General features: G+C 64.8%; 24 protein-coding genes and 3 pseudogenes. 15 read left to right on the top strand and 12 right to left on the bottom strand.

Going from position 1 to position 26,166, the window contains the following annotated elements:
• Positions 1 to 209: 209 nt before the first annotated feature.
• The 3 genes from GKO32_RS21745 to GKO32_RS21735 are packed head-to-tail and all read right to left on the bottom strand — an operon-like array spanning position 210 to position 3,761.
• Positions 210 to 1,151: a 3-carboxyethylcatechol 2,3-dioxygenase gene (locus tag GKO32_RS21745; RefSeq protein WP_154758733.1), complete on the bottom strand. Its 942-nt coding sequence runs from the start codon at positions 1,149 to 1,151 to the stop codon at positions 210 to 212.
• The gene (mhpA, locus tag GKO32_RS21740; protein ID WP_154758732.1) at positions 1,136 to 2,881 is read right to left on the bottom strand and encodes a bifunctional 3-(3-hydroxy-phenyl)propionate/3-hydroxycinnamic acid hydroxylase MhpA; all 1,746 of its coding nucleotides are present in this window, start codon (positions 2,879 to 2,881) and stop codon (positions 1,136 to 1,138) included. Before mhpA ends, GKO32_RS21745 begins: the two co-directional genes overlap by 16 nt.
• A 7-nt stretch (positions 2,882 to 2,888) precedes the next feature.
• Positions 2,889 to 3,761, bottom strand: coding sequence for an alpha/beta fold hydrolase (locus GKO32_RS21735; RefSeq protein ID WP_154758731.1), 873 nt, complete (start codon positions 3,759 to 3,761; stop codon positions 2,889 to 2,891).
• A 168-nt stretch (positions 3,762 to 3,929) separates the two neighbouring features.
• Between GKO32_RS21735 and GKO32_RS21730 the strand changes: the two genes are divergently transcribed.
• Positions 3,930 to 4,907, top strand: a complete 978-nt coding sequence (locus tag GKO32_RS21730) for a 2-dehydropantoate 2-reductase (RefSeq protein ID WP_154758730.1) — start codon at positions 3,930 to 3,932, stop codon at positions 4,905 to 4,907.
• A 31-nt stretch (positions 4,908 to 4,938) separates the two neighbouring features.
• Positions 4,939 to 5,502, top strand: coding sequence for a MarR family winged helix-turn-helix transcriptional regulator (locus tag GKO32_RS21725; protein WP_154758729.1), 564 nt, complete (start codon positions 4,939 to 4,941; stop codon positions 5,500 to 5,502).
• 16 nt (positions 5,503 to 5,518) lie between these two features.
• Here the strand turns inward: GKO32_RS21725 and GKO32_RS21720 are convergent, their stop codons facing one another.
• A complete protein-coding gene (locus GKO32_RS21720) occupies positions 5,519 to 6,475 on the bottom strand; it encodes a threonine ammonia-lyase (RefSeq protein WP_154758728.1) in 957 nt (318 codons plus the stop codon).
• Positions 6,476 to 7,099: 624 nt separating this feature from the next.
• Here GKO32_RS21720 and GKO32_RS21715 point away from each other — a divergent pair.
• Positions 7,100 to 7,591: a DUF2975 domain-containing protein gene (locus GKO32_RS21715; RefSeq protein ID WP_154758727.1), complete on the top strand. Its 492-nt coding sequence runs from the start codon at positions 7,100 to 7,102 to the stop codon at positions 7,589 to 7,591.
• Positions 7,591 to 7,812, top strand: a complete 222-nt coding sequence (locus tag GKO32_RS21710) for a helix-turn-helix domain-containing protein (protein WP_154758726.1) — start codon at positions 7,591 to 7,593, stop codon at positions 7,810 to 7,812. The genes GKO32_RS21715 and GKO32_RS21710 overlap by 1 nt, the downstream gene beginning before the upstream one ends.
• Before the next feature lie 514 nt (positions 7,813 to 8,326).
• Here the strand turns inward: GKO32_RS21710 and GKO32_RS39245 are convergent.
• From GKO32_RS39245 to GKO32_RS21675, 7 genes and pseudogenes are all read right to left on the bottom strand, one after another.
• Positions 8,327 to 8,677 carry a hypothetical protein gene (locus GKO32_RS39245; RefSeq protein WP_246244341.1) on the bottom strand — a complete coding sequence of 117 codons (351 nt, stop codon included), beginning with the start codon at positions 8,675 to 8,677 and terminating at the stop codon, positions 8,327 to 8,329.
• Positions 8,678 to 8,806: 129 nt separating this feature from the next.
• Positions 8,807 to 9,352: pseudogene (locus GKO32_RS21700) on the bottom strand (terpene synthase family protein); the annotation flags it as partial.
• Positions 9,353 to 9,573: 221 nt separating this feature from the next.
• A complete protein-coding gene (locus GKO32_RS21695; protein ID WP_154758778.1) occupies positions 9,574 to 10,167 on the bottom strand; it encodes a DUF305 domain-containing protein in 594 nt (197 codons plus the stop codon).
• Between the two features lie 97 nt (positions 10,168 to 10,264).
• Positions 10,265 to 10,660, bottom strand: coding sequence for a hypothetical protein (locus tag GKO32_RS21690; protein WP_246244335.1), 396 nt, complete (start codon positions 10,658 to 10,660; stop codon positions 10,265 to 10,267).
• A gap of 4 nt (positions 10,661 to 10,664) precedes the next feature.
• Complete coding sequence (locus GKO32_RS40600; RefSeq protein WP_154758776.1) at positions 10,665 to 11,276, bottom strand: tyrosinase family protein; 612 nt, start codon at positions 11,274 to 11,276, stop codon at positions 10,665 to 10,667.
• A gap of 412 nt (positions 11,277 to 11,688) precedes the next feature.
• A complete protein-coding gene (locus GKO32_RS21680; RefSeq protein ID WP_154758724.1) occupies positions 11,689 to 12,558 on the bottom strand; it encodes an SDR family NAD(P)-dependent oxidoreductase in 870 nt (289 codons plus the stop codon).
• On the bottom strand, positions 12,516 to 15,896 hold the full coding sequence (locus GKO32_RS21675; RefSeq protein WP_166459686.1) for an aminotransferase class I/II-fold pyridoxal phosphate-dependent enzyme: 3,381 nt from the start codon (positions 15,894 to 15,896) through the stop codon (positions 12,516 to 12,518). Before GKO32_RS21675 ends, GKO32_RS21680 begins: the two co-directional genes overlap by 43 nt.
• Positions 15,897 to 16,990: 1,094 nt before the next feature.
• On the opposite strand from GKO32_RS21675, the gene GKO32_RS38095 reads away from it, so the two are divergent.
• From GKO32_RS38095 to GKO32_RS21665, 3 genes are all read left to right on the top strand, one after another.
• Complete coding sequence (locus GKO32_RS38095; RefSeq protein ID WP_246244332.1) at positions 16,991 to 17,464, top strand: hypothetical protein; 474 nt, start codon at positions 16,991 to 16,993, stop codon at positions 17,462 to 17,464.
• A gap of 28 nt (positions 17,465 to 17,492) precedes the next feature.
• A complete protein-coding gene (locus GKO32_RS21670) occupies positions 17,493 to 18,383 on the top strand; it encodes a fumarylacetoacetate hydrolase family protein (protein ID WP_166459685.1) in 891 nt (296 codons plus the stop codon).
• Between the two features lie 120 nt (positions 18,384 to 18,503).
• Positions 18,504 to 19,742 (top strand): LysR family transcriptional regulator, encoded by a 1,239-nt coding sequence (locus tag GKO32_RS21665; protein WP_154758721.1) that lies wholly within the window; start codon positions 18,504 to 18,506, stop codon positions 19,740 to 19,742.
• Here the strand turns inward: GKO32_RS21665 and GKO32_RS21660 are convergent.
• Positions 19,730 to 20,482: a GntR family transcriptional regulator gene (locus GKO32_RS21660; protein WP_154758720.1), complete on the bottom strand. Its 753-nt coding sequence runs from the start codon at positions 20,480 to 20,482 to the stop codon at positions 19,730 to 19,732. The two genes, GKO32_RS21665 and GKO32_RS21660, sit on opposite strands and share 13 nt — an antisense overlap.
• A 167-nt stretch (positions 20,483 to 20,649) precedes the next feature.
• Between GKO32_RS21660 and GKO32_RS21655 the strand changes: the two genes are divergently transcribed.
• The 8 genes and pseudogenes from GKO32_RS21655 to GKO32_RS21625 all read left to right on the top strand — a co-directional run.
• The gene (locus GKO32_RS21655) at positions 20,650 to 20,883 is read left to right on the top strand and encodes a sigma-70 family RNA polymerase sigma factor family protein (RefSeq protein ID WP_154758719.1); all 234 of its coding nucleotides are present in this window, start codon (positions 20,650 to 20,652) and stop codon (positions 20,881 to 20,883) included.
• A 157-nt stretch (positions 20,884 to 21,040) separates the two neighbouring features.
• Positions 21,041 to 21,160 (top strand): annotated as a pseudogene (locus GKO32_RS40595) (SDR family NAD(P)-dependent oxidoreductase); the annotation flags it as partial.
• Positions 21,161 to 21,167: 7 nt separating this feature from the next.
• Positions 21,168 to 21,251, top strand: a pseudogene (locus GKO32_RS40590) (SDR family oxidoreductase); the annotation flags it as partial.
• A 271-nt stretch (positions 21,252 to 21,522) separates the two neighbouring features.
• On the top strand, positions 21,523 to 22,689 hold the full coding sequence (locus GKO32_RS21645; RefSeq protein WP_166459684.1) for a DUF3500 domain-containing protein: 1,167 nt from the start codon (positions 21,523 to 21,525) through the stop codon (positions 22,687 to 22,689).
• A 17-nt stretch (positions 22,690 to 22,706) separates the two neighbouring features.
• A complete protein-coding gene (locus GKO32_RS21640; RefSeq protein ID WP_154758716.1) occupies positions 22,707 to 23,471 on the top strand; it encodes a cupin domain-containing protein in 765 nt (254 codons plus the stop codon).
• Positions 23,472 to 23,515: 44 nt separating this feature from the next.
• Positions 23,516 to 24,670 (top strand): FAD-dependent oxidoreductase, encoded by a 1,155-nt coding sequence (locus GKO32_RS21635; RefSeq protein ID WP_154758715.1) that lies wholly within the window; start codon positions 23,516 to 23,518, stop codon positions 24,668 to 24,670.
• Between the two features lie 38 nt (positions 24,671 to 24,708).
• On the top strand, positions 24,709 to 25,617 hold the full coding sequence (locus GKO32_RS21630; RefSeq protein WP_154758714.1) for a VOC family protein: 909 nt from the start codon (positions 24,709 to 24,711) through the stop codon (positions 25,615 to 25,617).
• A 55-nt stretch (positions 25,618 to 25,672) separates the two neighbouring features.
• Positions 25,673 to 26,166 (top strand): alcohol dehydrogenase catalytic domain-containing protein (locus GKO32_RS21625; protein WP_208024500.1); only part of this gene is annotated, 494 nt, incomplete at its 3' end.

Here is a 26,166-nt window from a genome sequence, read left to right as displayed (position 1 = left end):
GGTCGCGACAGCCCGCGGGTCCACAACCCCCTTCCTACCGAGCTATAGGTCAGAACTATAAGCAGGCTGCGGACCCACCGCGGAAACACCGTGTTCACCGGTCGTGTCGCGGCTGACGCCTGCCGTTATGCGCGCATCACGGCAGGCGTCCGGATTGAGCGTGTTCACGGTCGTATAGGCCACGCCAACCCACCGTCGTTCAGTCAGGGTCAGCGCGCGGCCATAACAGCGAAGCCGGCGATGTATTCCGGGATCGCCCGATAGAACCGCTGGTGCACGGTATAGGCCGGACTGGCAGTGCTCAGCGCACTGAAGGCAGCCAACCAGGTGCGGACCTCGTGTGCTGAATTCCCGGCATCCCCGGCCATCTGATCCGGTGTCATCGCATCGGCGCCCGACAGCGCTCTGCGGTGGAGAAGGTCGAGGAATGCGTTGTCCCACGCGGGATTCAACTCCCTGATGGTGGCCGTGCCGGCCGCGAACGCCCGGGCGGTGTCGATGACGCGCTGTTGCCGGGCAGCTCGAGCCGCAGTGGTCGGGTGTCGTCCGTCGAGCATCGCCTCCCGCTGCTCGTCGGTGGCGGTATCCCATCGCGGCACCGGTGGATCGTGGGACAGTCCGCCCGATCCGACGAGCAGCACCCGCTCGGTAGTGAGGTCCGTGACGAAGGAGCCGACAGCCGCACCCATCAGGCGGATGCGACGCATCGTGGTGAACGGTTCGGCAACCGAGTTCACAAAGATGGGGATGACCGGCTTGGCGGCAATATCGCCGAACAGTACTTCCAGCGGCTGGACCGCTCCATGGTCGACCTCCATGCGCCGGGAGATCGCCATGTCGATATCCCGGTGAATCACCTCTTGCGCGAGTTTCGCCGCCGTGCCGGCCGGCACATCGAGGGGTCCGGCCTGGCTGTCGAAGTCCCCGACCGCGACCGCGTCGAAGCCGACGCAAAAGGGGGGCATCAAATCGTGGAAGAATCCGTTGTAGTGATCGGGAGCGAACAGCACGACGAGTGTCGGGTCATACGCGAGGACGAACTCGCGAAGCTCGGAAATCGCATCGTCGAGTGACCGGCGGACCTCGGCGCGCGGTTGGTCACCGAGTTCCAGTAGCGGGGTGTGGGACAAGCAAGCTAGGGCGACGCCCATTTCGGCTCTCCATACGTGTTGTCGGAAGGCTCGGCACTCGTGCCGTACGCGTCGTAAGACATTGCCCTGAGTACGGCTGCGAACGTCTTGCTCGTCTCCTGGGCGAGACACGCTGCCGCGATGAATCGGTCCGGTCGCAGGAACAGGACCCCGGCCGCACGATCGTCGAACCACGTCTTGAGCCGGCCCGTGTGATCCCCCAAAACCGTCACCGGCGAGCCGGCGTATTCGCGTTCGGCCCAGGCTCGCTGGGGTCCGGGCACCATACAGACGAGGCGCGCGCCCAGCACCTTGACGTGTTCGAGATCCGCGGCGGACAGCAGGGCGGAAGGATCCTGGGCCCATGCGGCGATCGCCCACCAATTCCCGATGACGTCATCCAGTGGTGTCTCGCCTCGCGCGGTCTGCACACGCGGCTGAATGAACTGCGTGCCGACCGCGGACTTCCGGTGCGGGGCGTTGGTGACCTGCACGAGTTTGCGGACGAGCGCGGCTGCCGAACGGCCGGGCTCGCCGCTGTTCTCGTCGACGACGACGCCTTGGGCGTACCGGGGCATCGGCTTGAACCGCATGTCGGTGAAATAACTCTTGACCGTGGGAAGCACGTTGATTCCGCGAGCGATGATGTCGCGGATGGCCGCGCCCATCGGTCCCAGCGTCATGATCGAACCGGCGGTCATGTTGAGTTCGATCATCGCCGACGCGTGCGCACGGCGCTCCTGATCATAGGTGTCGAGGAGTTCGTCCCGGCTGAACCCACGGAGCACCGAGGTGAGCTTCCAAGCCAGATTGGTGGCGTCCCGGATACCGGAATTCCACCCCTGGCCCAGCCAGACCGGCATCAGGTGAGCGGCATCGCCGGCCAGGAGCAAGCGCCCCGCGCGGAAACTGGTCGCGAGTCGGCCGTGGTGGGTGTAGACGCGCCGGCCGATGATCGACAGATCGTTCGGGTCGGGCACGTGCGGGCGGAGCAAGCCGGCCATGAACTCGGGGCCGTCGAGCAGGTCGTCGGATTCGTCGTCGAAGAGCATGAACTCCCAGCGGCGGATGCCGTGCGGCAAGCCGATCGAGACGTAAGGGCGTCGCGGGTCGGCGCCCAGCCAGGCGTTCGGCGTGCCGAGCGGGTCATTGGCCACATCGACCACGAGCCAGCGGGTCGGGGGCGACTTGCCCTCGAACTCCACGCCCATCAGCTCCCGGGTGCGTGAGCGGCCACCCTCGCATCCGACGACATAGCGGGCTGTGATCTCCACGGCGGCCGACTCGCCCTCGGCCGCGGAACTGACCACCGCACGCACGCGGTTTCCGGCTGGATGCAGGTCGACCAGTTCGTGCCCGAAGCGCACGTCGACGGTGTCGAACCGCCCCAGTCCGGCGAGCAGTTCACGGTCGACGAGCGGCTGGACGAATCCATGTTTGCGGGGCCAGCCGAACTCGTCGGTCGTCGGGTTGTTGGTGACCAGCACCTGTCCCCTGCCGTTGACGAGCCGCATGATGTGTTGCGGCACAGTGTGTTGCGAGATCTGCTCGGCCAGGCCCATCGTCTGGATGGTGCGGAAGGACTCATCGTCCAGCCCCACTCCTCGCGGATAGTCGATGAGAGCCGACCGGCTCTCGATGATGGTGACCTTCTGCCCCCGCAGTCCGAGCAGGTTGCCCAGTGTCAGGCCCACCGGGCCGGCCCCGACGATCAGGACCTCGGTATCGACGTCGCTGGTTCTCCTGTTCATGACGGCGTCAACGGCCGAGGAGAAAGTCGAGATGGATGCGGTTGAATTCGTCGGCCTGCTCGTACTGCGGCCAGTGTCCGGCATTCTCGATGACAGCGAGCCGGCCGTTGGCCAGCAGGTCCGCCATGCGGCGACCTTCGTCCACCGGTCCGGAGGGGTCCTTCGTCGTCCAGATGACCAGTGCCTCGGTCTCGATCGACCGCAGGTCCTCGTCGGTGAACATGTTCCGCTTGCGCGTCTCGAGGTCCTGCAGCGCCATGTTCATCCGGCAAGCCATCTTCCAGTCGGGCTGCTGGAAGATCATCTGACGCGTCTTGATCAGATCGTCCGTGACGGTGGCAGGGTCGGCCATCAGCCACTCGAGCCGCGCGCGCACACGTTCCCAGCTGGGGTCCTCCGCCGCTTCGGCCGACAGCGTCAGTAGGCGTTCCATGACCTTCGGGTTGGCCATCGTGCCGCCAGGAGTGTTGAGCCCGATCTTCTCCACCCGCTCCGGGTGGACCTGGGCGAACTTGGCGGCCACCCAGCCGCCCAGCGACTCGCCGGCGAGGTAGGCCTTTTCGGCGCCCAGGGTGTCCAAGACGGCACGGACCTGTTCGATGTAATGCCTGATCTCGAGCGGGTGCTCGGGCTTCGACGAGTAGCCGTGCCCGATGAAGTCGATCGCATATGTGTCGAAGTGCTCGCCGTGAGACTTCAGGTTGCGGACATAAGCCTCGGCGTGCCCGGTCGTGCCGTGCATCAGCAGAAGCAACGGCTTCGAGGCGTCACCGGAGTGCAGATACCGCGTCCGGAATGGACCTGCCTGAAGGAATCCCTGGTCGAACTCGACCTGATTGAGGTCCGACCAGACACTGGTGAACCGTGGGACTTCGGGCATCGGACTCGCCTTCCCTCGACCGTCAACGTCAACCCATTAAGAAGCACCGCCGCAAAGTTGTCAAATAGCTGACAGACAAAGGTATGACTGTCAGATATCTGCATCATTGGCTATGCTCGACGGAAGTCGACGAACCGGGATACTGCCCATCGAGGCGGGAGAGCTGGCATGAAGGTCTGCGTGTACGGCGTGGGTGCGATTGGCGGGCTGTTCGCCGCCCGGCTGGCGAGAGGTGGCGTGTCCGTTTCCGGCGTCGCTCGCGGGGCGACCCTTGCGAGCTTGCGGGAGCGGGGCCTGGTGTTGATCGAGGGCGAGGCACGCCGGCGCATCGACATAGCGGCGAGTGACGACCCGGCCGCTCTCGGCCGTCAAGACGTGGTCATCGTGGCGGTCAAGACGACCGCCATCGAGTCGGTCGCCGAGGGCATCGCTCCGCTGCTGACCGGCGACACGGTCATCCTGTCGGCGATGAACGGCGTGCCATGGTGGTTCTTCAACGGTCTGGCAGACGCTCCGCCCGGACTTCGGTTGCCGTCGCTCGACCCCACCGGTGTTCTCGACCGGAGCATGCCCGCAAGCCAGGTGATCGGCTCAGTGGTCCACTTGAGCGCCTCCTCTCCCGAACCGGGAACCGTCCGGCACGGCGCTGGGCGGCGGGTCATTATCGGCGCCCCGGCGGGGCCGCCCGATGGCCGCGCTGAGCAGGTCGCCGAACTGCTCCGCCGGGGGTCGTTCGACGTCGAGGTGTCGGACCGCATTCAACGCGACATCTGGTACAAGCTGTGGGGCAACATGACCATGAACCCACTTTCGGCCATCACCGGGGCGACCCTGGACCGGATCCTCGACGACACTCTGGTGCGCCAGTTCGCCACTCGGTGCATGCGCGAGGCCGCTCAGGTCGGCGCCCGAATCGGACTGACCATCACCGATGATCCCGAGAAACGTCATGAAGTGACACGTGCTCTGGGCGCGGTCCGCACTTCCATGCTGCAGGACGTCGACGCCGGCCGCGGTGTGGAACTCGACGCCTTGGTGACGGTCGTCAGTGAACTCGCCGACGCACTGGCGGTGCCGGCGCCGAATATCGATGCCTTGCTCGGGCTGGCACGGTTGCACGCTCGCGTTCGGCACCTCTATCCGTAAGTGTTAGTGAATCGCCTCAGGAGGATGACCGTTGCCAAGAAAGTCCGATCGCCAAGCGGATTCAGAAGTCATCTCCGCGTCCACGCTTGGCGGCGCAGCCTTCCCCGAGGTCTCCATGCAGGTCACGCGCCGGCGGATAGCAGGTCTGCACGAGGTTGCCGCGAGCCTGGGGATTTTACTGACGAGATCGGCGCTCGCCCATGTGCAGGAGGCCGAGGCAAGGGTGCACCGGCCCGCGGGGTGGAGCTGGAGCGGTTTTCGCATCATGTACATCATCTGGATGTTCGGCGAGGTCGAAGCACGGGATGTCGCCCGAATCTCCGGAGTGAGCCGTCAGACCACCTCGTCGGTGCTGGCGACCCTCGAATCGAAGGGCCTTGTTGACCGGCAACGAACCTCGACCCAGGACAAGCGCCTTATCGCTGTCCGTCTGACACCCGAAGGTAAGACAGCCTTCGAAAAGGCATTTGTCGAGCAGAACGAGCTCGACTCCGAAATCTTCACAACCTTGACCAGCGAAGAGCAACTAACTCTCCAACGCCTCCTGCAGCGGGTACTTACGCAGATCACCGCTTCGCTCTCCGGCGACGACTGAACCGGGAGCGCGGGGTTCAATCGCCGGCCCTGGCCGCCCACGAGGCGAAATCGGACACATCGACGTTTCCGCCACAGATCAGCAGCCCGAGGCGGCACTCCTGCCCTACTCGTGCGGCAATCTCGTGAGCGGCCGGTACCAGGCAACCGGCAGCAGGCTCCGCCCAGACCTTTCCGTGTTCGGCGAGATCCAGCGTGCCCGATATTGCTTGGTCGTCGGTGAACACGAGAATGTCTTCGACCAGCGACGACACGTGGTCGTAAGCAATCTGCGACACCATGGGAGGACTCAAGGTCGAGATCGACGAAGTCGGCGTGAATGTCACGGGTCCGCCCGCGTTCAGCGCCCGGGTCATGCCGTCGGCACCTTCGAGTTCGACGCCCCAGACCCGAACGCCCGGCAACACACCGCGTACCGCGACGGCGACACCGGAAATCAACGCACCACCTCCGATGCTGACGAGTACATCGGTCAACTGAGGCGCAGCATCCGCCATCTCGAGTCCGGCCGTGCCCTGACCGGCGAGCACAACCGGATCGGCGAACGGGTGAATGACGGTGAGCCCGCCACGCTCGAGTTCGTTCATCAACGCGAATGCCTCCGCGACGTCCCCCGCCACATGTAGCTCCGCGCCGGCCGCTTTTGCGATCGCGATCGCTCGGGCGGGCGCGGACAGGGGCATCACCACCGTCGCGTTGATGCCCAGCTGCCGGGCCATCACGGAGACCGCGATCGCGTGATTCCCGCCGCTGACCGCGACAACACCACGCGCGCGCTCGACAGGGCTGAGGATGGACAGCTTGGCGGCGACACCGCGCGCCTTGAACGAACCAGTTCGTTGTAGCGACTCAAGCTTCAGCACCGTCGGCACGCCGAACAGGGTGGACAGGCCCGCGCTGGTGACCGTAGGTGTACGGATCACGTACTCCGAGATGCGCGCGGAGATGGCAGCAATCTCATCGACATCAATCATGCGAATCACCACGTGCGGGAACCATATTCTCCTTGTCCTCTTTCAGTGCAGCTGGCTCGGAGACCACCCTGGACTTGTCATGTGGACCTATTTACCGCCAATCGCGCGCCCTGGGTCCAGTACCTGGTTCCTACTAGGTCATAGGCGCGACATATGATCTCGGACAACCATCCGCAACGGCAGCACAGCCGGGCATTCTCCGAGTTCTTATTGCCGGCGGTGGCCGAGATCCCGCAACAACTTCCGCGCCGCGCGGCATCCAAGGACGCGGACCGCCGATCAGTGACGAGATCGGAATGCTGATCGCCCGCTTGGCGACGGAGACCCAGGCCTGGGGCGTGGTCCGGGATTGAGCACTGGGAAGGCCCCGGTTGCAGTGAGATATGAGGCTGGTCCGGCTGGACTGTACCGGGAGCTGACGGCGGCGGGATCCGGTGTCTGGTTACCAGGCCCTCGAAGTGGCCGCGCCCGTCCGGTGATCGGGCGACCTGAAGCGGTGCGCGATGACGCAGTGCAGGTGATCAAGCCCTGGTTACCCGGCCGCCGCGCATTCTCCGTCATCACCCTTGCTCAGTCTATCGAGTTACGATAGATTTTCATCGTGACTCGATAGGAGAGTAGGTCATGGGGAAGCTGACGATGTATGCGCTGCGCGTTGTGCTGGTGTTGGTGCTCGCCGGCACCGTGTTCGTGCAGGCGTTGATGGTGTGGGCGTTGGTCAGCGGGAGCGACCCGGAGGACGGGTCGCTCCCGCTGACCCCGCTACGTGTGATCACGATCCTGGGCATCGGGGCGGTCCAGGTCATCGGGATCTGCGTATGGCGGCTGGTGACGATGGTGCGACACGGAACCGTGTTCTCCCACGCCGCCTTCCGGTACGTGAACGTCATCATCGGCGCGATCGTGGTGGCTGCCCTCGTGTGGTTCGCGGTCACGGCCCTCAACGCGCCGGGCCAGCGGGACGACCCGGGCGTCACCGTCATCATGGGCGGGATCGGCGTCGCCATCCTGGGGGTCGCACTCCTCGTGCTGGTGCTGAGAATGCTGCTCGCCCAGGCCGTCGCGCGCGACGTCGAAGCGACGCAGATGCGGGCCGAATTGGACGAGGTGATCTGATGCCGATCGCCGTCGATATCGATGTGATGCTGGCCAAACGGAAGATGTCCGTGGGCGAGCTCGCGGACCGCGTGGGGATCACGCCCGCCAACCTCGCAGTACTCAAGAACGGCCGCGCCAAGGCAGTGCGCTTCGCGACCCTCGCCGCTCTCTGTGAGGTGCTCCAGTGTCAGCCGGGCGACCTGCTGCGCTGGGAGGCCGAGGACACCGCCGGCATCTGAACAGGCACGATGCCCAGACTGTTCGGCAAGGGTGCAGCGTGTCGACGAAAGGGACCGGTACTCGATGCCGTCATTCGAGATGGCGAGCACAGCTCGAACACGCTGATCAGCAGGTCGTACTGCGGCCCTGTCAAACACTTGCTGCCCGCCGAACTGGCCCGTTGGCCGCCGCGCCGGCACCGTAGTGCCGCGACATGTCGTCCGAGGTCCAGCCCAGCAGCAACATCAGATCGCCCGTGTCGCCGCCATGCCGTTTTCACTCGCGGGCAAAGTTGTGCCGCCACCGATACGCACGGACACCGGACTACCCCCGCCGCCTGATCATGATCTTGATCCCATTCGGTGCCAGCCTCCGCACACCGCACTCGGCCGGCCACAGGTCCGCCAGCTCCGCCCCGTTGTGCTTCGCACGTGCCCGCAGATAGCGGCTGATCGCCCGGGCGGTCTTCGCCCCGAACCTTCTCCGGTCGCGGGCTGTTTCACCCGCTCCATCGGCGAGCGATCGATGTCCTGCTCATCCACCAACAGCCACTTGAAGAACTACTGGAGCCCCTTGTGCTTGTTTCAACGCCGTCGACGCTGAGCGGGTTTCGATCATCCAGCCCTGAAACGCCTCAACGTGAGCCTTCGTCACCGCGTTGTAGCGCGTGGTCTCCGGATGATTGACCGACCGCAAGGTGCGGTCCCCGTCCCGGATATATCCAGCCCACGTCTTCGACAGGCCGGCAGTGAGCTTGGTCAGGTCCGGCAGAGGCATTGGCCGTGCCCTGAACAGTGAGGTGATGCTGGCCGTGGACGATCTCTGGATCACCGATGATCCTTTTGTGATCTTGGTGAGTACTTCGAGGTCGAGCACGCCGCTCATGGACACCTTGACTCGCACCGGCGTGAGCACGTGCGCCCGGCGCAGCCGTCTCATCAGGTCCAGACCACGCCCGGCCTGGGCCGCCCAGTCGAGGACGACCAGGTCCGAACCCCCGTGAAAGGGCCCGGTCTAGCCCGCTCCGGGCGTCGGCGGCGTACATGAGGTGTGCCAGAGGTTGAGTATCGGATAGAGATATGAGATTCTCCCACGCTCGGCGATCCATTGTTGAAAAGCTCGCTCAAGCCTGTCGTCGGCGTAGGTGACAGCTTTCTGAAGTGAAATTCCGCTATCCGCGATCCGCAGGATGTAGTTTTGGGTCTCACCCTGCGCGACTTCCTTATCGAAGGACACGATCTCGTTGTGGAGAATGACTATGTCGGTCATGAGTGTGCTGAGATCATTAATTGGGTGTGCATGGTAGGCAATGTCGGGAATCTCGAAGTGCCCGATCCGTTCGGCCATATCATAGGTAGGGGCGCAGCCGATGCGGCGTTCGGACAGCCTTTGTTGGGAGCTGGCGGGGCACCGCTGACGCGGTGACGCGTTTCGGCGTAATGAATAAGAAAAGTAATCCCGCCAGTGGATGGCGGCTCGACGTTTCCAGGTTGGACTCGTACCGATCTGCTCCCGTTTCCACAGATCACGGAAAGCGTGCAGGACAGGGTGAGCGTCCTTCGCCGGGGACGGTTCAACGTGCTATGCCGTCCGCGATGAATGCGCTGGCTTGCCGTCGGAAGAAAATCGCGACTTCGGGCCGTTGCGTCAACCACTACATTTTCTGGTATTCCGGGCTCGATGCGGGATCTGCGGGAATCATGCTTGGGAGGGCAGCCGCCTACCGGAACGGGGCTGGGGTGGGGAGCGGAACTGCCGCTCCCCACCCCAGGCCCCACAAGTCACATCGTGGTGAGCAGTTGCTGCATCTCGGTGATCTCGGCTGTCTGGCTGTCGATGATGCGCCGCGCGAGTGCCTTCGCGTCGGTGTTGGAGCCTTGGGCGAGCTCGGTTTTGGCCATCTCGACGGCACCCTGGTGATGGTGGACCATCATCTGCAGGAACATCTTGTCGAATTGCGCGCCGCCGGCCTGTTGCAGTTTCTGCATGTCGGTGTCGGTCATCATGCCGGGCATCGAGGCGCCGGGCATGGACCCGTGGTTCATTTCGGGCATCGACGGCATGCCGCTCGGCGCCGCGCCCCATTGTGTGAGCCAGGTCTGCATCTGCTGGATCTCCGGGTCTTGCGCGCTCTGAATCCGGCTCGCCAGGTCCTTGACCTTCGGGTTGCTGCTGCGTGACGCGGCGAGTCCGGCCATCTCGATGGCCTGTTGGTGGTGCGGGATCATCGCCTGCGCGAACGTGACGTCGGCGGCGTTGTGGGCGGACGCTGGCGCGGGGGCTGCGCTGCTGCTCATCATGCTCATGCCGTTGTGCGGGGACCCGTCGCCGTTGCTGCACCCCGCCAGGACCAGACCGGTGGCGGCGATAGACATGGCGATACCCAGGATTGTCTTGTTCACGTCGATTCCTTCGATGTCGTGTGTGGTTGCGATCAAGGCGAAACGGCACACGAAGGCGCCGCGCGCCATGTCACAGCCGCAACACGCACACCGAAGTCAGTAGAGATCGGCCACCGGAACCGGCCGGACGATCAGGCGCGCGGGCGCGTGCCCGAGGGGAGGGCACGCGATGCCGGGTCGTGAGCCGCGCGAAACCCAGGACCAGCAGAAGAACCAGGAGTGCGCCGAAGGTGAGCTGCCCGAGTACGGCGAGGCATTGGTGCAGCATCGCGCCCATGCCGTGGTCGTCCGTCATCGGCGCCGCGGACAACGTGGGCGACGGCTCCGCGGTCATCGCGACTACGGACATCGCGGCGCCATCGGCGGAACCGTGCTCTGCGGGCGCGTGATGCATGGCGATCAGACCCAGCGCCAGGACGGCGAGCAGCAGCCAGCGCGTCAGCTGGTGCTGGTTGGCGCTGCTCATGGTCCTACGGTAACCGGCGCACTGGGCAAGATCGCAATTCGGGGCGCTCCTGTGTTACTACACACCGACGACGCCTGCGCTGCGTGGTCAGCGGAGTTTGTCGTAGGTGTAGAACGTGCTCACGTCGAGCATGTCGCCCGGTGTTACCGGCTGGCTGGTGAGGATCGAGTACATGACGTCGTCGATGCGGTGTGGCGGCCTGCTGCGCGGCGGGGAGATCCCCGTCGGCGGCCCAGTCCCAGTAGGGGAGAGCGAACTCCTCCGTGCCGAGGACGCGTTGCATCTGCAGTTCCGGAAGGAGCAGCATCAGCCGGTGCCAGGGCAGGAAAACCGGGCCACTGTGGGCGGCGTTCCGGTCGCCCTGGGTCGGCGGGGTGAGGCGGCCCATCGCAAGGTGATGCCACACCGTGAACAGGTCATAGGTGGACACCTGCTGCGCCGGCCCGGCGATGCCCGCCCGTGGGTGTCGCGGGTGGGGATGCCGCGTTTGCGGAGTTTGGTCACTACGGTGGTGTGGTCGACACCCAGGTGTTCGCCGACTCGGGCGAGGGGCCAGCCGAGGTTGTAGAGGTGGATGGCGTGGTCGACCTGCTCGGGAGAGTCCGCGGCGGCGCATCGGTACGTCGTGTCGTTTGCGGATGTTGCTGACTGTCCGCCGTTCGATGCCGAACCGGTGGCCCAGTTCGTAGACCGTCGCTCCGGCCTGGTAACCGGTGACGAGTTCCTGGACCTGGTTGACGTCGAGTTGGCGTGCCCGCCGTGGTTTGGGGCGCTCAAGAGACGGTCGAGCCGGTGCAGCAGGGTCGGGTAGCTTCTGGAGCAGGGCCTCCAGGGCTTCTGCGTGGGGGTTTGTGTTGTAGTGAGTTCCCCCGAGGCCACAGTTTTCATGATCGCCCGGCACTACGGTTTTCGCAGGACGTACGTTGTTTTTCGGCGTGCAGGTTGCCGTCGCCATGACGGCACATCGTCGTTGCGTGGTGTCGGCCCGGCAATGAGGAGATCTCGGCTCTGACTGGATTATCTCCGCTTCACCGGCCGATCGCGATCGTTGACCTCCGTTCCTGGCACTGCGCGGCGTCCACCCGATAGTATTTTCGGATAGCGCGCAGGAACAATGCTTCCGGAAGCCATCTCTTCAAGGCAACTCCCCCGCGCTGAGCGATCGAACCTGCCGGATACCGGAGTTTCTTCCCCGGTGATGCGATTATGTGTGCTACCCGCCGGGCCACCACGTCTGGACCCTGCCCCTGCGTCTCATCGCGGAGGACGACCTCCATTACATTGCTCGCTCGCGTCTTGAGCGTGGGATCGGTGCCGAACGCTGCGGTCGTGCGGCGGTTTGCGGGGAAGTCGGTCCTGATGTCGGACGGCTGCACGATGGCAATGCGGATTCCATCAGAGGAAACCTCGTGGGCAAGCGCTTCCGACCATCCTTCCACGGCAAATTTCGATGCGCAGTAAAAGGACTCGAAGGGTAGGCCGAGCATGCCGGCAAGAGAGCTGATGTTGATAATCATTCCGCTCTTGCGCTGCCGCATGCTCGGCAGCACGGCGCAAGTCATTCGATGATACCCAAGGAAATTTACTTCGAACTGCTCTCGTGCCTCATCGGCGGAAGTCTCCTCCACCGCTCCCAGGAGGCCGAATCCCGCATTGTTCACCAGGACGTCGATGTGCCCCTCGCGCTTTAGTACGGTGGAGACGGCGCACTTGACGGAATCATCGTCTGAAACGTCCAGCACCAAAGGTCGGATATCACCCTCGGCGTGACCACGTCTTGAGGCGCCGTACACCGTGCACCCTGCTCGGGACAGTCGATCTGCACAGGCGGCACCAATGCCGGACGAACTCCCCGTCACGAGGACAACGGGATTCGATTTACGGAGTTTCCGGTCCATGCGTCCTCCTCCTTACCAAGGGTGCTCCACGCGTCCGCAAAGCAATTCGTCATCCGCTCGATATCCGATGCTGTGTGTGATGCCATCATGCTTACTCGGAAGCGCTGCTGGTTTGGCGGAACTGCCGGGTACTCGACTGTATTGACGAAGATGCCGGCATCGTGCATCTTCCTGCTCGCTGCTCGAATGTCCATTGTGGGTGGCGTTCGGATGGGGATGATCGGTGACTCGGGGTCGCCTTCCGTGCGTATGCCGACCCGGTGGAAGCTCTCCTGGGCCTGCCGGATGTTGTCGCGCAGGCGGCGCAACAGGCCGGGCTCGCTTTCCAGGACGTCGAGTGCACCCAAAGCCTGGGCGACCAGGGTGGGCGGCATGGCGGTGGAGAACATGTTCGAACGAGACATGAGCCGCAGGTACTGGATCAGCTCCTTGCTTCCGCAAGCGAAGCCTCCCAGGCCGGCGAATGCTTTACTGAGGGTTCCCGTGATAATGGGAACCCTTCCCTCTCTGGAAAATCGCTCGACCGCGCCGCGTCCTGTCGGACCCAGTACTCCGGTTGCGTGTGCTTCGTCGAGTATGACGGTCGCGTCGAATCGGTCGGCGAGGTCGGTGATGTCGTCCACTGGGGCAACGTCGCCGTCCATCGAGTACAAACCCTCAATTCCGATGAATATGTCGGATTGTTCCGGCGCGTGTCGGTTGAGTAGCTGTGCCAGATGTTCCACGTCATTGTGCCGGAATGCCGCATGATGCACTCGGGCCATTTTTAGGCCGTCGAGAAAGGATGCGTGCATGTATTCGTCGACCAGGACGAAGGAGCCGGGCCGGCAGCAGGCTGATACCACGCCAAGGTTTGTGCTGTATCCGCTCGAGAACAGCAGTGCGTCCTCTGTTCCTTTCAGCTTGGCCAACCTCTGCTCGAGCTCCCGGTGCCATCGGGTGAATCCGCTCAACAGCGGTGCTCCGCCGAGCCCGACGGCTCCGCTGTCCAGTGCCCCACGGACGCGGTCGGCCACCTGTGGGTGATCAGCCAGACTGAGATAGCTGTTCGAGCCGAACATCAGCATCTTCTTCTCGGTCAGTGTGTACGGGTCGAGGACGGTGACCTCGCGACCGATGGGCGAGGTGATCTCCCGGCGATAATGGGCATCGAACCCGGTGTCGCTGATCAACTGTGCAAAACCGCCTAGCCGAGCGGTGAAGGGCAACCGCATGATCGGATCGGCGACTGCAGCAAGGTCTATGTGCTCGCTGCTGGTAACGGGCTCGGCGACTGCGGCCGCTTGGGAGAGTACGAGCAACTGGTGGGCGAGTTCGCCGAGGCTGGGATCGCCGGCGGTCGTCTCGACCGGTACCCGGAAGCCGGTCCGCTGCTCGAGGGTCCGTGCCAACGCGGCTGCATTCAAAGAATCGAGTCCCAGGGCGTTGAGCCGAGTCTCCGGGCCGGGGCTTTCGGCCGGTGAAAAATCGACCAGTTGCCCGATGGCCTCGAGGACGAGGGCGAGAAGCTCCGACTCCGCATCTTGCGGGCCAGCTTCGTCGGCTCCGTCGCTCGCCTCCGGCCCGGTGCGCTGGCTGAGCATCCTGCTCGGCATCCGGCGCCATTCGTTCACCAGGTCCAGTTCATCCGCGAGCCACGCCTGCCGGACTGCATGGCGCTGGATCTTGCCGCTGGTGGTCTTCGCAACGGTTCGTGGCCGGACCAGGGCCACTCCGTGCAGCGCCACGCGATGTTCTCGGGCGACCGCATGCCGGACCGCCTCGATCACCTCACCTGCGTCGGTCGTCTTGGCCGGGTCGATCTCCGCGACAGCCACTGGCAGTTCCTGCCCGCCCCGCGGATCGTTCACCGAGAACACGGCCGAGCACCCGGCGCGGATGGCAGGGTGGCAGGCGGCGACCGTGTGTTCGATGTCTTCGGGGTAGTGATTCAAGCCGTTGACGATCATCAGATCCTTGAGGCGGCCGACGACGTATAGCTCGCCTTCGACGAGGACGCCAAGGTCGCCGGTTCGCAGGAACGGGCGTTCTCCGTCGTCGGCTAGGCGCGCACCGAAGGTGCGCGCGGTTGCGTCCGGCCGCAACCAATAGCCGTGCGCGACGCTGCCGCCGCGGACCCAGATCTCGCCGACTTCTCCCGCAGCCCGTTGACGGGCTGAGTCCGGGTCGACAACGACGACCTCCTGGTTCAGCCGCGGCCGCCCGCAGGAGACGAGAACCCGCGAATCCCCGTCGCCCGGGGAGGATTCCGTGAATCGGCCCTGCCTGAGCGCTGAGGCGTCGGCCTGGTGCACCGCTGCCCCCTCGCCCTCTCGCACGCCGGTCACGTAGAGGGTTGCCTCCGCCAGTCCGTAGCACGGGTGGAATGCGGCGGGCTTGAATCCATGCGGGGCGAAAGTCTCCGAAAAGCGGTCCAGGGTTGCTGCCCGGATCGGTTCGGAGCCGTTGAAGGCTACGCGCCAGCAGCTGAGATCCAGGCCGGTCCGCTCCTGGTCGGTTATCTTGCGCGCACAGAGGTCGTACGCGAAGTTCGGTCCACCGCTCGTCGTCGCCCGAAAATGGGAGATCGCCTGAAGCCACCGAGCCGGCTGTTCAAGGAACGCGAGCGGCGACATGAGTACGGTTGAGCCGCCGTAGTAGAGCGGCTGAATGACATATCCGGAGAGGCCCATGTCGTGGTAAAGGGGCAACCAGCCAACACCGATTGTGGAGCTGTCGTGGCCGAACCCTTGCCGGATCTGCTCTGAATTGTGCAGGAAGTTCCCGTGCGTCAGGACGACGCCCTTGGGCGTTCCGGTCGAACCTGAGGTGTACTGGAGCATGGCGGTGTCGTCCCGGTGAATCCGAGGCGAATGCCAGTCGTCTGCCAGCCGTCGATCCAGCTCGTCGGTCGCCACCCACTCGACGGTGCCCAGCTCAGGTGCGTCATGAATGAGCAGGCCGGCGAGTTTCTTGATGTCGGAGGTGGTGAAAACGTAGCGGGCTGAGCAGTCGGCGACGATGGCGCGCAGGCGTGGGAGCGTCCGGGTCAATTGTGCTGGATCCGGTGGGAAGGCAGGTACCGCGATCGCCTGGCCGAACGCGCAACCGAAGACCGCCCGGATGAAGTCGAGGCCCGGCGGGTACAGGAGCACGATGCGTTCTCCGGCGGCCGCCCGGGACTGGAGCCACGTACCAATCGCCCGCGCATCGCGATCGAGGTCGGCAAAGGTCATCTCGTCGGCCGGATCGGCGATGTCGCCGGTAGAAAGGAAGCGATACAGAAGCGATCCAGGTTGGTCGGCTGCGCGCTGCGACACCAGCTCGACCAGGCTTTGGATATTGTTGTGCAACGTCATGAGCCTGTCCTTTCCCGGCGGTCCGCCCCCGGTACCCGCACGGCTGGCGTCATCGTGCCGCAGGAGTGGGCAGGCGCTGGTTTTGGCAGCCGGGGCCACAGGTATCTCGGCGAAAGCGAAGGTTCGTCCGCCGGTCGTTGCCTTGCCCTGCTGCGGGCTCGGTGAGCCAATGTCCTCCACGCCTGTCCAGGCATCGCTGCGATGGGCAGCGGCACTGCGCCGGAAGGGGCTCGCAGGGATCGGCGGCTCCGGTGCGGTTGATGCTGGGACAGTGCCGGGGAAGAAGAGGCGATACACCGCCGTCGGGAAGAGTCTCGCACGGGCAGAGTTTGACATCCGGTTGTGCCTGTTGCGTGGTAACTGTCCGCCCAGACAACGATTCTGCCCGAAATAAGGGCTCGGGGAACGATGGTACGTTCGATGATGCTCAGCAGGAAAAACGGTGCCGTTCAGCGTGGTTCGGTGCAGTTGGATGCCGTTGTGCGCGCAAGTGTGCTCCAGAGTTCCTCCAGCGAAAACAGTAAACGTCGGGGGGCGGCCGATCGCGCGCCTGCGTAAATAAGTCCGATTGGCGAGTGCGGCGACCTGGCTGCAACGGTTCGACGGCCAGACAAGGCAGCAGCGGTGGGTCGCCAGCGGGATCGGCACGAGCGGGCGCGCGTGGAGCGACGAGCCCCGCCGCACCCGCCGCGGCCCTGCTCTGTTGCATCGTCGGGTGTTGCGGCAAGGCAGTGGCGTCGTTGAGGTATAGACCGCAGGCGCAGTCCAGCGCCACCTCGGATTAGGTATGCACGCGGTGAATATGACCCTTCATGAACATGCATTTGACGAAGGTCAGGTCCGCCTCTTTACTTGTCTCCCAACACCAGTCATGCCGAGCATTCGACGCAAGGGGAGGCAACGTGATGGCGCTGCGGGACGCAACGGCCGGCTACGCCGAGGGCCTGCAGCTGCCGATCGTCAAATCGCGACCAACCGGGCTCAGGTCGCGGCGATCCGCACCGGCGAGCGCAGGCTGAGCGAACTCATCCAGCGATGCGGTTCCGGCGTGATCGAAAAGACCTTCGAGCTACCGCACGGTCGAGGGCAGGGTGGTGAGCGCGACCAAGCGCGTGGCGATGCGGTGGTGGATGACCTACCCGATGATCATTGTGGACTGTGTTTTCCGCGCGCTGTCGGAGGTCTACCCCGACGGAGCCATCGCCGGGCATCACGCGGATCTCGGGGTGGCACTGATGCCCGGATACGACCCGCGTACGGGGCGGCTGTTCTTTACCAACTTCGGCCCGCAGGGCGGTGGGGTGTCGTCGGAGCGCACGACGCGGTGCCGAATCAGCTGTCGGTCATGCGGACGGGCGGCGAACTCGTCGAGTTCGTCAACGGCAAGGTGGGACTCGCTGCCGGTGGCATCCGGCACCCGTGTCACCGTGCGTACCGGCGGTGGCGGGGGATATGGCGACCCCAGAAAGCGCGCCGCCGAATCCGTCGGGGTGGCCGTTGTCGCCCATTCCGATGACCCGTGCGACTTCACGATTGACGCCGACGCAACCATGGCGTTGCGCGCCTGAGACACCCCTTCTGACAAGGAGAATCCCCATGCCCGCCTTCGGTATCGCCAACATCGTGGTCGATGCGACCCCGACCGTCGCTGTGCTCGCCGGTGAAATGGTGTACCCGCTGCGGCGGCTCGTGGGAGCCGACGCGCCCGACGCCTTCGCCGGCGTCCTCGCCGACTGGTCGGCGTGGATCGACACGATCGCGGAAGCCCTCGCGCAGCACCCGGCACCGAGTGGCTTGCCGGCCGAGGAGGTCGAATTCGGGCCTGCCGGTCTCGGCCGCCCGACCATCTGGTGCGCGGGTGCCAACTTCACCGACCACGTCGAGGAGCTGATGCCGCAGCCACCGGCCGACTTCGCTGAACGTGCGTTCCATTTCCTGGCCCAGCCCGGTGTGCTGTCCGGGCACCGCGGCGTTGTCGAGCGACCGGCGGGCGTCCAGAAATTCGACTGGGAGGTCGAGCTGACCGCCGTCATCGGCCGCCGGGCACGCCGTGTCTCGCCCGAGGATGCCCTCGACTACGTCGCGGGATACACGGTGGCGAACGACCTTTCGGTCCGCGACCCCGGCCTCCTCCGGCATTCGATCTTCGGCGTGGACTGGACCGCGTCGAAGAACGCGGACGGGTCGACTCCGGTCGGGCCTGCCGTCGTCCCGGCGCGGTTCATCGACGATCCGTCCAATCTGGACCTGGGTCTGACGGTGAACGGGGAGGTGCGGCAGAAGTCCAACACCGCCAAGATGATCATCGGTCTGCGTGCGCAGATCGCGGCACTCAGCGCTTCGGTCACGCTGGAGCCGGGCGACCTCGTCCTGACCGGGACCCCCGCCGGGACGGCCGCTGCCCACAATGACGCCTACCTCGTCCCTGGCGACGTCGTCGTTGCCTACGTCGAGGGGCTCGGTTCGCTACAGACGACCATCGCGTAGGTCCCGCCGCAACCCGCACAGCCACCTTCGACTCCGGGAGGGGCTAATGGCAACGGGGCCATCCACGCCATCTCGTTCGACCGGCCCGAATCCCCCGGGGCAGACGCCGTCGGCGAAATCATGTCGCCGCCACTGACCGCGACCCGGATCGACCGCATCCCGGCGGGGCGCTTTCACGTCCGCTTGGCGTCCTTCGTCGGTGCGGGCACATTCTTCGTGTTGCCCGAGTCGGCGCGCCGGCTGGGAAGCCCGGGAAAAGGGACATGTCCTGGAGGCGCCGAATCCCGTCGCGGCACCGCGTTCCGGACCAGCAGCGCACACTGGAAGAGATTTCCGGGTAAGCCGGCGCGGGAAGCGAGCAGCGGAGGACGCAAGATGCAGGCGGAGCGGGAGGACGGTGGCGCGCGGCCGATCGCGGTCGGCTCGAGCAGCTCGGGCCTCGACGGCCTCGTGGCCATCGACCTCAACTTGCTGCTGCCGCTGAGGTTGCTCCTGGAGGAGCGCAGCGTGACCAGGGCCGCGGATCGAATGGGACTCTCGCAGCCGGCCATGAGCCACGTCCTGGCTCGGTGCCGCAAGCTGTTCGACGACGATCTTCTGGTACGCGTCGGCAAGTCACTGGAGCTCACCGCGCGCGGCCGTGATCTCATCGAGCCGCTCACCAGGGTGCTGCACGATCTTTCCCGGGATGTCTTCGCGCGTCAGGACTTCGATCCCGCGACATCCACCCGCTCCTTCCGGATTTCGGCGACGTCTCCCACCGCGATGGTGCTACTTCCGCGGCTGCTGGCCGGCTTCGAGCGTGAGGCGCCGTTGGCCTCGCTGCAGCTGCGCCCTCCGATCGAGCACGAAGACGACCTTCTCGACAGCCCGGAACTCGACATCGCGATCGCCGGCGAGATGGTGGCTTCGCAGCTGCCCAGAGAGCCTCTCTACTACGACCGGTGGGTGGTCGCCACCGCGCCGGACGTGCGAGTGGCCGGTAACACCATCTCGCTGGAGGAGTTCCAGTCACTGCCACACATCGTCTTCGAGACGACGAACGGTGGGCGCATCCCCGCATATTCCCTGCTCGACGCCGCCGGAATCACCTACACCATCCGATTACGAAGTCATGACTTCGGGCTGTTGCCCATCCTGCTCGGGCAAACGGCATGCGTGGCGCTGATCCAGGAGCGGCTGGCGGTCCAATTCAGCCGGGCGAGACTGATCAGGGTCTTCCAGCCGCCGGTGGAAATTCCGCCGCTGCGGCTGGATCTGATCATCAACCCGCGCTTTGCACGGGACCCCGCCCGTGGTTGGCTACGAACGCAACTGAGGCTGGCGGCCGTCCAGCCGACCGCGGCTCACGGCCGGTGACCTCCCGCCGGTGCGCTGTCCAGCGCGGCTATCGCCGCACGAACCTCGGCCGGCTCGTGCTCCAGGCTCCATTGCTCGAACAGAGCCAAGGCCGCATGACCGAAGTGGGTCCCCAAAAGACGTGCCGCGCTGGTCGCGTCCTGCGACCTGCACGACTCCACGATTTGCCTGTGCTCGGCCATGGTGGACTCCCAGATGGTCGGCGCCGCGGCACCGAAACCGATCCGGCGGAAGCGCTCCGTCTGGTCGGCCAGCCAGCGGACGGCGCGGTTCATCGGATCACCGACGCGGCTGACCAGCAGCGCGTGAAACGCCTGATGCGCCGAGTCCCACGAATCGATGTCTCGCGCCTCCCGCGCCTCGTCCATCTCACTCAACCTCGCGTTCAGGTCCTCCAGATCTTGGGTTTCCAGCAACGGGACGGTGATCCGGATGGCTACCGACTCGAGAGCGATCCGGCTGGCGAACGTCGAATCGACGTCGGCCGGCCTGATCGGCGAGGCACGCATGCGCCGGTTGGGCTCGAAGACCAGCAATCCTTCACCCTCGAGCAGCCGCATCGCCTCCCGCATGGGGGTCGTGCTCACCCCGAGCTGCTTCGCGAGTTGAACCTGTGACACGGCCTCACCGGGCGGGATCACGCCGTCGAGCAGCATCCTTCTGAGCTCCTGGTAGACCGCCTTGGGGGAGTTCCTCGACGTCTTCGACACGTCCGGCGTCGCAGCGTGCTGGGGGGCCATGACACCAGATTATCGAATACTGGCCACGCAAGGTCTATAGACTTCGAGAGCGAAAGTCTATAGAGTCTGTCGAAGCAAGGGCTTGCCCCGCGCCGCACCGGACGGTGCTCCACCGCGCGCGGCGTGGGACATGGGTGCAGCGAGGCACTAGGGAAGGAGTCCGGGCCATGTCGGGTGCTGAGGCGGGTCTGGTGGTCGCGGAGCGATTCTTTCGCAGTTTCGAATCCGGGGACTTCCAGACACTGGAGCGCATCTTGGCGGTTGACGCGAAGATATGGCATAACGACGGGAATGGTGAGCAGTCGCGTGCGGACAACCTCGAGACGCTCAAACTGATTCACGCGAATATCGAGAGCTACGCGGGTCGCTTCCCGACGGCGATGAGTGCAGCCTGGAGATAGCCGTGTTCCTCGAGATTTCCGGGGGCCAGGTCCATCGTTTCGAAGAATACTTCGACCCGGCCGCGGCCGGGCGAATCTTCACCAAACTTGTTTCGAGCTGATCGGCGAAAACTTTTGCCAAACTTGTTGAGGTCAAGGAGGACCATACGTCGGGCAGGACGAGGTCTTCCCGTACATGATCGAACGGAAATATGGCCGCATCATCACGACAGCGTCCGGAATGGGCCGCACCGGGACCCACACCATGGCGAACTACGTAGCGTCCAAGTGGGGGGCTCATCGGCTTGGTCAAAACCGCGGCCAAGGAGCTGGGGCCGCACGAGATCACCGTCAACGCGATCAATCCTGGCATGGTGGACACCAAGCTCACTCGAAACGAGATGACGAGGCGCCTGGTCAACCCTGGCGTGGCGAACCCGACCGACGAGGATGTCGACCGGATCATCCTGGAAACCGGAATGCACCACCTGCCTTATCCGCGGATACCGGTTACCCGGCGAATCACACGTGAGCACCTCGTAGTTCCCATTCGACAGGACCTGTCACTGAAAAGAAGAGAGGTGCGCGATGGCGGCTCGCTCCTTCCGGGGGGTGACCCCGCGACCATCAGGGATCTTCCCCCTCGATCGGGACGTATTCGTGAGGGACAAGTTGCCTCCGGAACTTCTCGCTGTCATGGACAACGTCCACCGCAATGCCCTTGCTCCCTACTCGGGCATCACCAGCGACGGGACAGTTCAAAGTGGACTGTTCTCCCTCGAGGGTGGGCCCGAGGCCGATATCGCGACGATGGTCGCCGCGGCAGCGGACTATCTGGCCGGCCTGAAACCGCTCGAGCGGACCGCCGGTCAGCTGAGCACCGACGCCGAGCAGTGGCGGCTATGGACGAACGCGTACCCGACCTGGCGCCCTCACGGATTGTTGCTTGCGGATATGTCGCATACCCAGCGAGACGCGGCACTGGCCGTACTGCGCGCGAGCCTCAGCGTCGAGGGCTACGAGCGAACCCGGACCGTGATGCTGTTCAACCAGATCCTGGGAGAACTCATCGATGACTACACGGCGACGCTTCAGGAGTGGATGTACCGGTTCACCGTCTTCGGAGTTCCGTCCGAAACCGAGCCGTGGGGCTGGCAGCTGGCAGGCCATCATCTCGACCTGCATTGTCTGGTGGTGCGCGGGCGCATGGTGCTGACCCCCGCTTTCCTGGGGGCAGAGCCCGCCGTGGCAGACGACGGTCCGTGGGCAGGCCGGCGACTGTTCGACGAGGAGACCCGAATCGCGCGCGACCTCATGGCCTCCCTCCGAGCCGGACAGCGGGAACGCGCGACGATTTTCTCTTCGATGAAGACCAAGGATCTTCCGGCCGAGCTCAATCATCCGACCGAAGGACGGATGAGAGCAACTACCGGCGCCGACAACCTTGTCCTGCCCTACCAGGGCATTCGTGCGGCCGAGTTCGGCTCCGACGCGGGTGAGCTGCTGCTGGAGCTGGTGGGAACCTACGTCGGGCTCGGTCCCGCGGAGCAGGCGCGGAACCGCCTTGAGCAGGTACGCCGGCACCTCGATGACACCTTCTTCGCGTGGGTCGGCGACCCTGACCAACGGGAGACGTTCTACTACCGGATCCACAGTCCCGTCATCCTGATCGAGTTCGACCACCATCCAGGGGTCTTCCTCGCCAACGACGATGCGGCGAACTTTCATGTGCACACCGTGGTGCGAACGCCCAACGGAAATGACTACGGCAAGGACCTGCTGCGTCAGCACTACTCGAGCCATCACCGTCACCTCCACGACGGGTGAAACCGATAAGGAGAGCCATGGAGTTCGTGCGAGAGTTCGTCCCATCGAAGCTCGCGGAAGACCGCTTCGACTACACCGTCCTGGCGGACATGGAAAGCTGTCTCATCGTGGGTTGCCGCGCGCCCGGTGTAGTGAGCGGATTTCCCCGGCACCGGCACCACGCCGACCAGCTGTACTACGTTCTCAAGGGGCGAATGGACCTCGAGCTGAACGGAGAACATCACGACGTCGCAGCAGATTCCGTGGTCTTCATTCCGGAGGGGACGCCGCACAGCAACAGTTATCCCGACGCGGCCGAAGAGTGGCATCTCGACCTGATAGTCCCCGCGCCTTCGACGATGGGCACGGTGGCGGTCGATGTCGACGCCGATGTCACCGGGGGCCCTGGCACCGGCTTTGTGCGCGCGGTCGGCGATGTCGTGGGGGATGAGGTTCTGCCGGGATTCCGCAGCTTTGTCCTGGCCGACCGGACTGTTGGCAGCCGGCACATCTCTTTGCGGATGAACGAGGTTGACGCGGGCAGCGAGAAGCTTCCGTGGCACATTCATGATTTCGACCAGTTCTACTTCGTGCTCGACGGTGTCCTCGAACTGGAAGTCGGGCGCAAACGTTACAGCGTCCCCCCGATGAACCTCGTGGTGCTGCCGGCCGGGGTGCCACACCGAAACTGGAACGAGGGAAGCGTGACCGAGCGCCACCTGGCCCTGCTCACGCCGCACCCGGTTGCCGGCGAGCCCCCCGACTACGGCGTGAATTTCGAGCTGACTGGCAACAACTTCTAGCAAATTTCCGGAGCAGAGGACTGGCTCGGAGAGGAGGCAAAGATATGCGTATTGGCGTTCTCGGACTGGGGCTCGGCGGCGCCACAGCGGCCGCGACACTTTCGCGACGTGGTCACGAAGTGGTGGTCTTCGAGCAGGCGCCGGAGATCAAGGAGGTGGGTGCCGGGATAGCATCGTGGCCGAACTCTGTTCGCCTCCTGCGCAGGCTGGGCATCAGCGACCGGCTCGCGGAGATCGGCGCGGTCCGGCGCCAGCGCGAGGTTCTCGATCAGCACGGGAACTGGATCGGCGATTTCGCGGGTGAAAGCAGTGACGGCACGCCCGCCTACTTCTTCCACCGGGCCGAACTGCTGTCCACGATCTCCGGGCTGGTGCCCTCGGATTCGGTACGACTCGGCCGGCGATGTGAGGCGGTGGAGGAATCGCCCACGTCGGTTCGGCTTCGCTTTTCCAGCGGGCCGGACGAGGAGGTGGATCTCCTGGTGGGGGCGGACGGCATCCGGTCGGTCGCCCAGGGGGCCGTGGTACCGCCGGCCCCGCCGGTCTACTCGAACCTTGTCGCGTATCGGGGCCTGGTGCCGGCCGAGGACACGGACAGCCCGATCCTCGGCCGGGGCGGCGTATGGACCAACCGCGAGAAGTACTTCCTGGCGTTCCCGGTATCGGCGGGCCGTCAGATCAACTTCGTCGGCGTCACCCCGACCGACGGGTTGCCTGACGAGTCGTGGTTCGCCGAGGCGGACAAGGACGATCTCCGTCGCGAGTTCCTCGACTGGGATCCGGTCATCATGTCGGTCATCGACCGGGTCGCCGGCACCTTCCGCTGGGGCCTCTACTTCCGTTCCCCGCTGCCACGGATGGTCAGCAACCGCATCGCGCTACTGGGGGACGCGGCACATCCCATGCTCATCCACGCCGGGCAAGGCGCTGGTCAGGCCATCGAAGACGCCTTCGCGCTCGCGGTTCTCCTCGAGGGTGCGAAGCCCGAGGACGTGCCCGATCGCCTGCAGGAATACGAGCGGCTCCGGCTGCCCCGGGCGACTCAGGTGCAGCTCGCTTCCCGCCGGAACGCACAGTTTCTTCATCACGCCTTCCCGCTCGCCGACGGCGAGCAGCGACCCACCGGACTGTTCGATCCGAGCTGGATCTCGGAGTACGACGCCGAGCAGGAGGCACTCCGGGTCGACTCGAAACTTTGATCTCCCGTACGGAAATGATTGAAAGGACCACCTCAACCATGCCTCACCAGCAGGACACGCCGGCCACGGTTTCCAAGGTCGGGTATCTGAGCTTCGAGACGCCCGACCTGGACCGGCTGATCGCCTATTACACCGAGATGCTCGACTTCGTCCTCGTGGAAAAGAGCAACGACGAGGCGTACCTGAGCCCGAGCTTCGATCACCACGCTGTGGTGCTGCGGCGAGCGAAGGAGGCCCGAAACCGCACCGAGGTCGGCTACGAAGTCTGGGGCGACCTCGGGGACGCGGCCCGCCGCCTGGAAGCCGCGGGAATCGAAGTCGACCGGCGCAGCGACATCGCGCCGTCGACGCCCGACGTGCTCGTACTGTCCGAGCCCGATACGGGAACGAAACTGCACCTCTTCGACGCCCAGTCGACGAGCGGGATCAGCGGCTATTCCCCGCTCCGGCCGACCAAACTCGGCCACATCGCCGCGTTCGTCCCCGACCTGAACAAGCTTCAGTCCTTCTACGAAGATCTCCTGGGCTTCAAGTGGTCAGACACGATCGGCGACTTCTTCGTCTTTCTTCGCTGCAACACCGACCACCACGCGGCGAACTTCCTGGCTTCGTCGAAGTACACCGGGATGCACCATGTCGCGTACGAGATGCGCGATCTGAACCACCTCCAGTCGATGCTGGATCACCTGGGCAAGAACGGTCATCCGCTGGAATGGGGTCCGGGCCGCCACGGCGCCGGGCACAACATTTTCACCTACCACAAGGATCCCGACGGCAACCTCATCGAGCTGTTCACCCAGATCGACCAGATCGTGGACGAGTCGAAGGGATACTTCGAGCCGCGCCCCTGGCACGAGGATTTCCCCCAGTACCCCAAGACATGGGAGGTGGATCTCGCTGCCGTCAACATCTGGGGTCCCATCAACCCGTCGCTGATGGATCACTGATCGGATACTTCTGATGCAGATGGACTGGCCTGCTGTTCGGCCCATACCGCGGGAAATGCGCGCCGCCGTGCTGCGGGAGTTCGGCCCTCCGGAGGTCCTCCGCGTGGAGTCAGTGCCGACTCCACGCCCGGGAAAGAACGAGGTGCTGGTACAAGTCGCCGCCGTGTCGGTCGGGAGACTGCTCGATGTGGTGGCGCGGGCCGGAAGGCATCCGTGGGCGCGGTTCACGTTTCCCCATGTTCTGGGGGCTGAGCACGCGGGCCTGGTCGCCGCGACCGGAGCTGGCGTGACCACCGTCGAAGTGGGCGACCGCGTCGCCTCCTTCCCGTTGATCGTGGACGAGCAGGAAGAAATGGCTCGCGCGGGCTTCCCGGAGCTGTCACCGACGGCTCAGCTGATCGGTACTCATCGTCCGGGCGCCGATGCGGAGTACGTCTGCGTCCCGGAGGCGAACGTCCGCGTGGTGCCCGACGGCGTCACCGCTTCGGAGGCAGCGGCCACCTTGCTCGGCGCGACGGTTGCGATGACACAGTTCGAGCGGGCGGGCGG

It is taken from the genome of Amycolatopsis pithecellobii (genome assembly GCF_009707865.1).
In the GTDB taxonomy this organism is placed as follows: Bacteria; Actinomycetota; Actinomycetes; order Mycobacteriales; family Pseudonocardiaceae; genus Amycolatopsis_E; species Amycolatopsis_E pithecellobii.
The sequence above is the reverse complement of the archived record's forward strand: the minus strand, read 5'-3'. Positions and strand labels throughout refer to the sequence as shown.